Below are 8,402 nucleotides of genomic sequence, written 5' to 3' on the forward strand. Positions count from 1 at the left end.
GAGCAGGGCAAGCTCTGACGCTACATTGCTATTTATGCATTTTCGGATGAATTAGTCTTCTTAGGGCGCAGGGTCTCCTTGCCCCAATGTCATCGAGTGTTGTTTTCTGTGTAAGGACAAGCCCCATTTGCCTGTCCATGCATACCCCCGGCGGCTCAATAGATTCGGAGCACATGATTGAAAGGTTTTTTCAAGGGGGGGTGGGGGAAATTTTTATCCGCGTGTGGGCTCCGTTGCTACCGGAAATTCCTTGGATTTTCATACATTTCAGGCTTTGATGCAGGCTCCCTATATTCAAAAAGTATCCCCCAAGAATCTCTTCCCTTTTCTCATAGCCTTTCAAACTCCGTCCGTTGGATAATTTCGTCCTGGATGGGTTTGCCGAGATCGGTGAAAAAGGCGGAGTAGCCGGACACGCGAACGACCAGATCCCGGTAGTTTTCCGGGTGCTTTTGGGCGTCCAGCAGGGTTTGGTTGGAAACCACGTTGGGCTGCACTTCCATGCCTCCTGATGCGAAAAAACCTTTGACTAGGCCGATCATTTTTTGCAGGCGCTCCTCGCCCTGGAACATGGACGGCATGAGCTTGATGTTCACCGAGCTTCCGTTGGAAATCAGGCTGTGATCCAGCTTGGCCACAGAGCCAAGAACACCGGTGGGGCCTTGCTTTTCCGACCCGTTGGTGGGCGAGAGGCTGTTTGACACCGGAGTTCCGGCCAGCCTGCCGTTGGGCGTGGCCCCGATGTACAATCCTTCCAGGACGTGCACGCCGTAGGAGAAAAAGCTGGGCCTAAACGGACCTCCCCGGAGCGTCTGTTTGGAAGCCACGGTATTGCAGAAAAACGCGCACACCTCCCTGGCGATCTCGTCGGCGTAAGGATCGTCCGAGCCGAACGCGGGCGCCCGATGGGCGAGCATGGCCCGCTCCTTGTCATATCCCTTGAAATTGCAATCCAGCATTTTTAGGATTTTTGCCATGGAAAAGGTCTTTTGATCGAATACAAAAAACTTGATGGCGGCCAGGGAGTCCGCCGCGGTTCCCATGCCGCGGCCGCTGATGGACCCGAAATTGTATTTGGCGCCGCCCTGGGTCATATCCCGGGCGTTGTCCAGGCATCCTTTTAACGTGCAGGAAATATAAGGATTATGGTACTCCTCCATATATATCCGATCCTTCAGGTTGACGGCCCGGGCCACGGTGTCCACCATAAACTCGACCTGCTTTTTAAAGGCGTCCAAAACCTGATCGAATGTCTTGAATTTTTTAGGATTGCCCGTCCTGGGGCCGATGGCCTTGCCCATCACCCGCAGATGGCCGTCGCCCAAAGCCATTTCCAGGGCGGCGGAAAGCGAAACATCATTGCCCGAGGTGCATCCAAAAGCGTCGCCGTCGCCCGTGGGCTCCACGCAGCCGATCACGCCGTAATCCCGGGCGTCCTCCACGGTCATGCCGCAATTCTGCAAGGCCGAAACCACGATTTCGTCGTTAAATAAGGCGGCGCCCGACGTTTCGCGATACGTCTCCAGGGCTTTTTGCCAGAACTCCGGAGGAGACTCCTGGGACAAACGCACCGTAAAGCTGTTGCCCAGAGACTTGACGTTTGCAAAGGCCTCCAAAACCGCATAGGTTAGGGGATTGACCGCGTCCCTGCCTTGGTCGTCCACCCCGCCGATTGTCGGGACGCAGGAATCGGAGCCCAACTCGTTGCCCGTGTTCTTGCCCACATAAGGCAAAATCATGAGGTTGGCGCCCAGCTTGATAAGCAACTCCTCCATGAGCCGCACGGCCTGGGGCTGGTCGATCAGGCCGTTTTCAACATCCTTTGCGTAATAGGGATACAAGTACTGATCCAGCCGCCCCACGGCCAGAATGCCCACCATGCCGTGGGAAACCAGCCCGCCCAGCAATATCAGCCACATGGCCTGCACCGCTTCGTGAAAGGTTCGGGGAGGATTCCACGGAGAATGGCGGCACCGCTTGGCGGCCGCCAATAGCTCCCGCTGCCGGTCCGGATCGTCTTCCTCCGAAGCCGTCTCCTCGGCTTTGCGAGCCAGGCGTTCGGCCAGGATTTTCGCCGCCTCGCAACTGATTATCACGGACTCGTAAAAAGCCGCGTCATCCGCCTTGCCTGCTTCCTTTGCCTCGGCCAAGCCTTTCTCCGCCTGCTCCCTAATCCCTAAAAATCCCTGGCTCAGCACATTCTTAATCCCCAGGATCAAATGCCCCTGCACGTCAAAAATGTTCATGACCAGGGCCGGGTTGTTATGCAGGATTTCCTTCATGCCTTTCAGAGCGTAGGCGGCGTCGCCCCCGGGGACCTTGGCCGCCTTCTTGATTTTCGACAAGTCCAAACTTTTGTGGCGCTTATACAAACTTAAAGGATCCACGGCCGGCTTGAAGTTCAGCCCGTTTTCCTTCCACAGAACCTTTTTCCGGTCCCGCACGGTCCTGCCCCGCCAATAAGGCAGTATATCCTCCTCCAGCTCCCGGCGATCGTCCGGGTCGATGGAAAACGGCTGCCGCCTGCGTTTCAGCAAAAAGTCCAACTCCATTTCCAGGATGGCGTTCACATCGCCCCTTTCCACCGGAATGACCACGCCAAGCGTCTTGCTGGATCGATTGCCGATGATCTGCTCGCCTTGCAGGATGCTCAGGCTCATGCTGGACAGGGTCAGGTGCAAAGCCTTGGCGGCCCGCAGCGAAGGATGCATGCCCTCGGTCTCCCGGTAGGACTGAGTGTAATACCGGGCCCGCTCAATGCAGATTTCATAAGGCGCGGTCAGGATATGATCTTTGTACCACTGGTTGAAAGGATGAATGGCCATGGACGCTCCCTCCAATAGAATGATCGGTGTAATGCAGTGGTTGATTCTCAATCAACTAATTCAATGGCGTTCCAGCCGCCTGTCATTTTATGGCGGGCTTGCCCCGCTTTGAGTGGGCTCAAACGTCAAACGTAGATTTGACCCCATTAACTTAGCATTCCGCAGTCCGGCCTTGCTTGAAAAGCGCGTCCAGCAATTCCTGAACCGCAGGTTGGTTGCTCGCTGAAAAGTTTAAATCTATAGTTGACCAATGAGACATCAAAGTATCTCCAACGTTCCGTCTTCCTATTTAAAAGTTTTTGAAGGGGGTTTGGGGGAAATTTTATCCACATGTCGACACCGTCGCTGTGAAAAGTCCCCCGGATTTTCGTACTTGTCAGGCTTTGATCCAGGCGCCCTATATTCAAAGAGTTTCCCCCAACATTTTTTTCTTTCAGCTTTTTAGTTTTTCTGCCCTTTTCAATTCAAACACGCAGGCGGAGGCGCCGCAGGCGGCGCATTCCCTTTCTGTCACCAGCACGGTTTCTCCGGAGATAGTTCCGGCGTATCCGGCAACGATGCCCGCGTAAAAATGGCAGACCGGCTCGTCTGAAGGCCCCAGCCAGGCGGCTTCCTGGGAATGATGCAGTGTAACGGTCATGGGGTCCTTATTAAAGTCGAATTCCAGATGGCCCCAGCCGCCTTCGTCGGTTATCAGGCGGGACATCATATCCATGGTTTTTGCGAAAAATCGGGCCATTACAGGGTCCGTTCGGATTTCATCGAAAATTTTCGCGTGGGCGATCAAGGGAACCAGCACCGCCGGCGCCCACCTGCCGCCTTCCAGGGCTTGGGTCACTTCCCAGGTGCAGAGCTTGATTCCCATTTCGTATAGAGTTTGCTTTTTATCCCCCGGGGAAAGCCATTCGTCCAGGGTGTGATGCAGAAGCTCGACGATCTTGGCGCCGGCCATGATTTCCTCCACCCCGCCAATGCCGATGCGGCCCCGGCTCATGTCCACGTCGTGAATTTCAAAGGCCGTGGCGCCCATATAGGCCCGGAACAGAACCATCAACTTTGACGAAATGAAAGGAGCGTTGGCCGCGGGCTTGAGAAAGGCTTTTACCAATAGCGGATGCTTTTCCAGAAACTCGACGGCCCCTAATAAAGCCCTAATTTGCAACGATTTGCTATCCATATTAAACCTCCCAAAAATTGCCGTCGCCGCGGCGCAGGGCTTCCCTGCCGTGGTTGAAATACGACTCAAACACCTTTTTCGCCCCTTTCACGTCCTTCTTGGACAAATGATACATCAGCCGGGTGTAGTTGCCTGCAATGTGCTCCGAGTTTTGCACAATGGGCGTAAAAAGATCGGCCACGTGGGAATACACATGGCGCATGGAATTATGCAAAAGAATCATGGCCCGGTTGCCGGTGGAGCGCATGAGGCGGTTTTGCACTTCGTAATCAAGCCCTTGCAGGCGCTTGTAATCGCCGCGCTTTTTGTCGGACTCCCGGATATAAGCCAGGACCGCTTCCAGCAGGTCGTCCAGGTCCTCGCTTTTGAAATTTTCCACGGCGTAGAACATCATGGCCCGGCCTATCACCCACCAGGCATCGGCGATATCCTTCATCATTTCCGAAGGTTCCTCGTCCGAGCCCAACAGCAGGTCCGCCGCAAATTCAATGCCTGCACTGGCAAGATAATCCAGCACCCTGATCTTGCCGCCCTGGCGCACCGAAACCAGCCGCAACTGCTCCAGGGACCGCACCGCCTCCCTGACCACGGTGCGCGTAACCTGAAAGGATTTCGCCAGATCCCGCTCCGACGGCAGGCTTTGGCCGGGTTTGAATTTGCCTTGGACGATATATTTTCTGATTTCCCCGGCCAGCACCTGGGAGGTGCGGACGGTTTTTTCCAGGGGCTTGAACAAAGCGGGGGCGTTTTGTTGGTCCTGGTATTTTTTTCTGATGGGGTCGAATGACATGGGAGTCTCCCAACTGGTCTACTGGGTTACTGGTCGGACCAATATTCCAGTTTTTCCACGGAAGGTCAAGTTGAATTTCATCAACAGTTGAATTTCATCAACCGGACGTTTTTCGCCGCAAAGGAAGTTTTCTCTTAATTCAAGGACCGGAAATCGCCCAAATCGTCCAGCCAGAATTTTCAGGACCATGCAAAGGCGGAAAAAACCGGAATTTGGAAAAATCCTTCTTAAAAAATCATTCGGATTGAGCCAGGGGCAGGCGGATGATGAAAGTGGCGCCCTGGCCCGGGGTGGATTCCACGTGCATGGTTCCGTGATGGGTTTTGGTGACGATGAAGTACGAGACGGCCAGGCCCAGGCCGGTGCCTTTGCCGGGGCGTTTTGTGGTGAAAAAAGGCTCGAAAATCCGTTTTTTCACAAAGGGGGTCATGCCCGGCCCGTTGTCCTCCACCTCGATGCGGATCATATCCGGCTCCAGGGCGGTGCGGAGGGTGATCTGGGGCGGCTGCTCCTGTTCTTTGTTCTCGTTCATGGCCTGGGCGATGTTGATGAGCAGGTTGAGGAACACCTGCTGGATCTGTCCGCCCACGCAATGGAGATGCGGCAGATTGGGCGCGTAGTCTCTGGTCATGCGGATTTGGCGGAAATCGTATTTTTTTTTCAGGTCGTAATCCTTGGAAGCCAGTTCGATGGTGTGATCCAAAAGGACGTGAAGGTCCTGGGCCTCGAACTCAGCTTCGGTCTTGCGGCTGAAGCTGAGCATATTGGAGACGATGTCGGCGGCGCGCTCCCCGGAGGTCCGGATGTCCCGGATTTTATCCATGATGCTTCTTCGGCTTACGTAATCGCTGATGATGTCCATGGTGACGCCGCATTGGGCGGCTATCTCGTGGTTTTTTCGCAGCTCCTTGCTCAGCCTGAAGGCTATAATCTGGGCGTTGTGGAGGATGCCGGCCAGGGGGTTGTTGATTTCGTGGGCCATGCCGGCCGCCAGCCCGCCAATGGACAGCATCTTTTCGGACTGGACCATAATTTCTTCGATGCGGACCTTTTCGGTGACGTCATCCACCCGGATGACCGAACCTTTGACATGATCCTGGACAAGGGGATAAATGGTCACGTCATAATATTTAGGGTTTTCCTGGGTTCCGCTTTTGATCCGTTCCTTTTTGCTGACGGCGGATTCCTGCACGGCTTTTTGGACCCAATCCCTGTGTTCCTTAAACAGGGGGAGGGCCTCTACGGCCGGCATTCCCAGGGCCTGGGAGGAACTCAGGCCGGACAAGCGTTCCGCTTCGGCGTTCCATTGGGTAACCCGGCCCTGAGCGTCCAGGGCGACGAGGGCCGAGGGCATGGAATTGATAATGCCGGAAAGGAGGTTCTGGAGCTTTTCCAGTTCCTCGATTCTTTTTTGCAGTTCCGGGTAATAACTCTTTCGGGCGGAAAACTCGCCAAAGCCCAGCAGGCTCTGGATCCGTTTTACGTCCGCATCAGAGTGATTCTTCATAAATTACCTCAATATCCCGCTGGTTCGCTTTCACCGGATTGGTCGCCATGCAGGCGTCTTTGATCGCGTTAGCCGCAAGAGAAGGGATGTCCGTGGTTTTGACGCCGGTGTCTCCCAGGCGTTTGGCGATTCCCACCTCCTTTTTTAAATCTCTCACCTTTTGCAGCAAGGCGTTTTTCAAGCTGCTGGTTGTCATGCCGCGGCAGTCGATTCCCAGATGTTCGGCTATCACCCTGAATTTGTCTTCGGCATGGGGGAAATTGTATTCCATCACCTGATCCAGCAAAATGGCGTTGCACTCCCCGTGGGGCAGGTCCAGTCTGCCGCCCAGGCTGTGGGACATGGCGTGGACCGCGCCCAGGATGGCGTTGGAAAAGGCCAGCCCCGCCTTCATGCTGGCCAGCATGATTTTTTCACGCAGTTCCACGTTTTGCAGATTGTTGACAAGGCTTGGCAAATGCTCTCCGATAAGCCGGATGGCGTCCAAGGCGTGGGGATCAGTCAAGGGGCCGCTGCCCATGGAGACAAAGGCCTCGATGGCGTGAACCAAAGCGTCCACCCCGGTGCAGGCGGTCAGATAGGCGTCCATGGAATGGGTGGTTTCCGGGTCTATCAGGGCCACGTCAGGGACCATGGTTTTGCTGACAATGGCCATTTTCAACAGCCTGTCCTGGTCCGATATGATGCAGAACTGGGATACGTCGGCCGAGCTTCCCGCCGTGGTCGGGATTAAAATCAGCGGAGGCGCCGGCACGGGAATCATGTCCACGCCTTCGAACTCCACAATATGCTTGCCGTTGGTGACCACAATGCCGATGGCTTTGGCGCAGTCCATGGGGCTTCCGCCTCCCACGGCTACGATAAGTTTACATTTGTTGGCCAGATACTCCTCCGCCCCCTGCATGACCTGAAAGGTCCGGGGATTGGGGGACACGTCCGAAAACATGACGTAGGAAAGCCCGGCGGCCTCCAGGCTTGCTATGACGTCTTGGACCCAGCCCGTTTCTATGATCCCGGGGTCCGTAACCAGAAACACCTTACCCGCTCCGTAAAGCCTGGCGTACTGGCCCGCCAGCTTGCGGGAGCCGTTTCCGAACACAATTTCAGGGGCCACAAACTTTCTGAGATTCAAAACATCGAGCTCCATAAAGGGTCTCCTGGTTCCGAAATGGCTGACGCAGCGGTTTATGGTAAGAACATGTGAAACGATTTATTACGCGGCCCGGATTTAATGGAATCGGACGCTTTACTTGGTTTGCGGCCGCTCAGACTTGCAGGAAAAACAGTGTAAACTGATTAAATTCAGGATAACACACCGTTCAACCTGAAGTGAATTAAAAAAAACACACGATTTGACGCTTATAAACAATAACGTGTTAGAATTATTGCCATCATTGCGGCCAGGTGCAGTCCAGGGGCCGGAACTGGCGCTGACTCGCCGGAATGCACGGACATGCGCTCCGCGTTGGTGCAGCCCCGCGGTCCCCGCGCAATGCAGTGGCGAGGTCTCCTCACCCGTCGTCGCGCAGTCTCCGCGGTTGTATGCTTTAGGGTGGCCCAGGAATCGCAGTTTGATGCTTATGGGCGATGGCGCACAAGGAGCGGCCGGGACCGATAATTGGAATGGTGATGGACGGCGGGCGAAAAATGTCATCCAAAACCGTTTTTGCATCGTTAATGATATGAGCGCCCGGCATAATGCTTGAAATAGGTATCTTGCCCCTTCGAAATCAAGCCCGCTCTTTCTTGACGAAACGCCTCAAAGCCTTATCTTTTACGTAAGGGTTCTTGGGTGTACGTGCCCGGTCTGACTGGCGAACGCTTCGAGTGAAAAACTACTGACCAATGCGCTCGGCCAACAGTTCTTCACGGCGCTTTAGGAACCCTTTCCGCATTAGGAAACAACACAAGCCCGCTCCCCCAAAGCGGGCTTTTTTTGCCTCCAAAACCCTGTTTTTACCACGGAGGTCGCGGACTGCACGGAATTAAAAGCTCCTATGGCCTTGGCGCCTTCGGTGCTTTTCTCGCTCCCATGCTGTGCGTGGGAATGCATACTAAAGACACTTAAATTCAAGTGGTTATCAATTATTATCCCGGCTGATT

At 54.7% G+C, this 8,402-nt stretch carries 5 protein-coding genes; all 5 read right to left on the minus strand.

What is annotated here, in order from left to right; genetic code table 11:
• Positions 1 to 329: 329 nt before the first annotated feature.
• Positions 330 to 2,825 (minus strand): pyruvate formate lyase family protein, encoded by a 2,496-nt coding sequence (locus BUE18_RS26835; RefSeq protein WP_073479203.1) that lies wholly within the window; start codon positions 2,823 to 2,825, stop codon positions 330 to 332.
• Between the two features lie 433 nt (positions 2,826 to 3,258).
• Positions 3,259 to 4,002, minus strand: a complete 744-nt coding sequence (locus tag BUE18_RS26840) for a V4R domain-containing protein (protein ID WP_073479204.1) — start codon at positions 4,000 to 4,002, stop codon at positions 3,259 to 3,261.
• A gap of 1 nt (position 4,003) precedes the next feature.
• Complete coding sequence (locus tag BUE18_RS26845) at positions 4,004 to 4,792, minus strand: FadR/GntR family transcriptional regulator (protein WP_073479205.1); 789 nt, start codon at positions 4,790 to 4,792, stop codon at positions 4,004 to 4,006.
• 235 nt (positions 4,793 to 5,027) lie between these two features.
• Complete coding sequence (locus tag BUE18_RS26850; protein WP_073479206.1) at positions 5,028 to 6,299, minus strand: two-component system sensor histidine kinase NtrB; 1,272 nt, start codon at positions 6,297 to 6,299, stop codon at positions 5,028 to 5,030.
• Complete coding sequence (gene ercA, locus BUE18_RS26855) at positions 6,283 to 7,446, minus strand: alcohol dehydrogenase-like regulatory protein ErcA (RefSeq protein WP_073479207.1); 1,164 nt, start codon at positions 7,444 to 7,446, stop codon at positions 6,283 to 6,285. Before ercA ends, BUE18_RS26850 begins: the two co-directional genes overlap by 17 nt.
• Between the last annotated feature and the right edge of the window lie 956 nt (positions 7,447 to 8,402).

Origin of the sequence: Desulfatibacillum alkenivorans DSM 16219 (assembly GCF_900142135.1) — a bacterium.
Classification (GTDB): domain Bacteria; phylum Desulfobacterota; class Desulfobacteria; order Desulfobacterales; family Desulfatibacillaceae; genus Desulfatibacillum; species Desulfatibacillum alkenivorans.

Coding starts and splice junctions, on each gene's coding strand:
- BUE18_RS26845 (WP_073479205.1), bottom strand. CDS start 4,792: ATGTCATTCGACCCCATCAGAAAAAAATACCAGGACCAACAAAACGCC.
- BUE18_RS26840 (WP_073479204.1), bottom strand. CDS start 4,002: ATGGATAGCAAATCGTTGCAAATTAGGGCTTTATTAGGGGCCGTCGAG.
- BUE18_RS26850 (WP_073479206.1), bottom strand. CDS start 6,299: ATGAAGAATCACTCTGATGCGGACGTAAAACGGATCCAGAGCCTGCTG.
- BUE18_RS26835 (WP_073479203.1), bottom strand. CDS start 2,825: ATGGCCATTCATCCTTTCAACCAGTGGTACAAAGATCATATCCTGACC.
- ercA (WP_073479207.1), bottom strand. CDS start 7,446: ATGGAGCTCGATGTTTTGAATCTCAGAAAGTTTGTGGCCCCTGAAATT.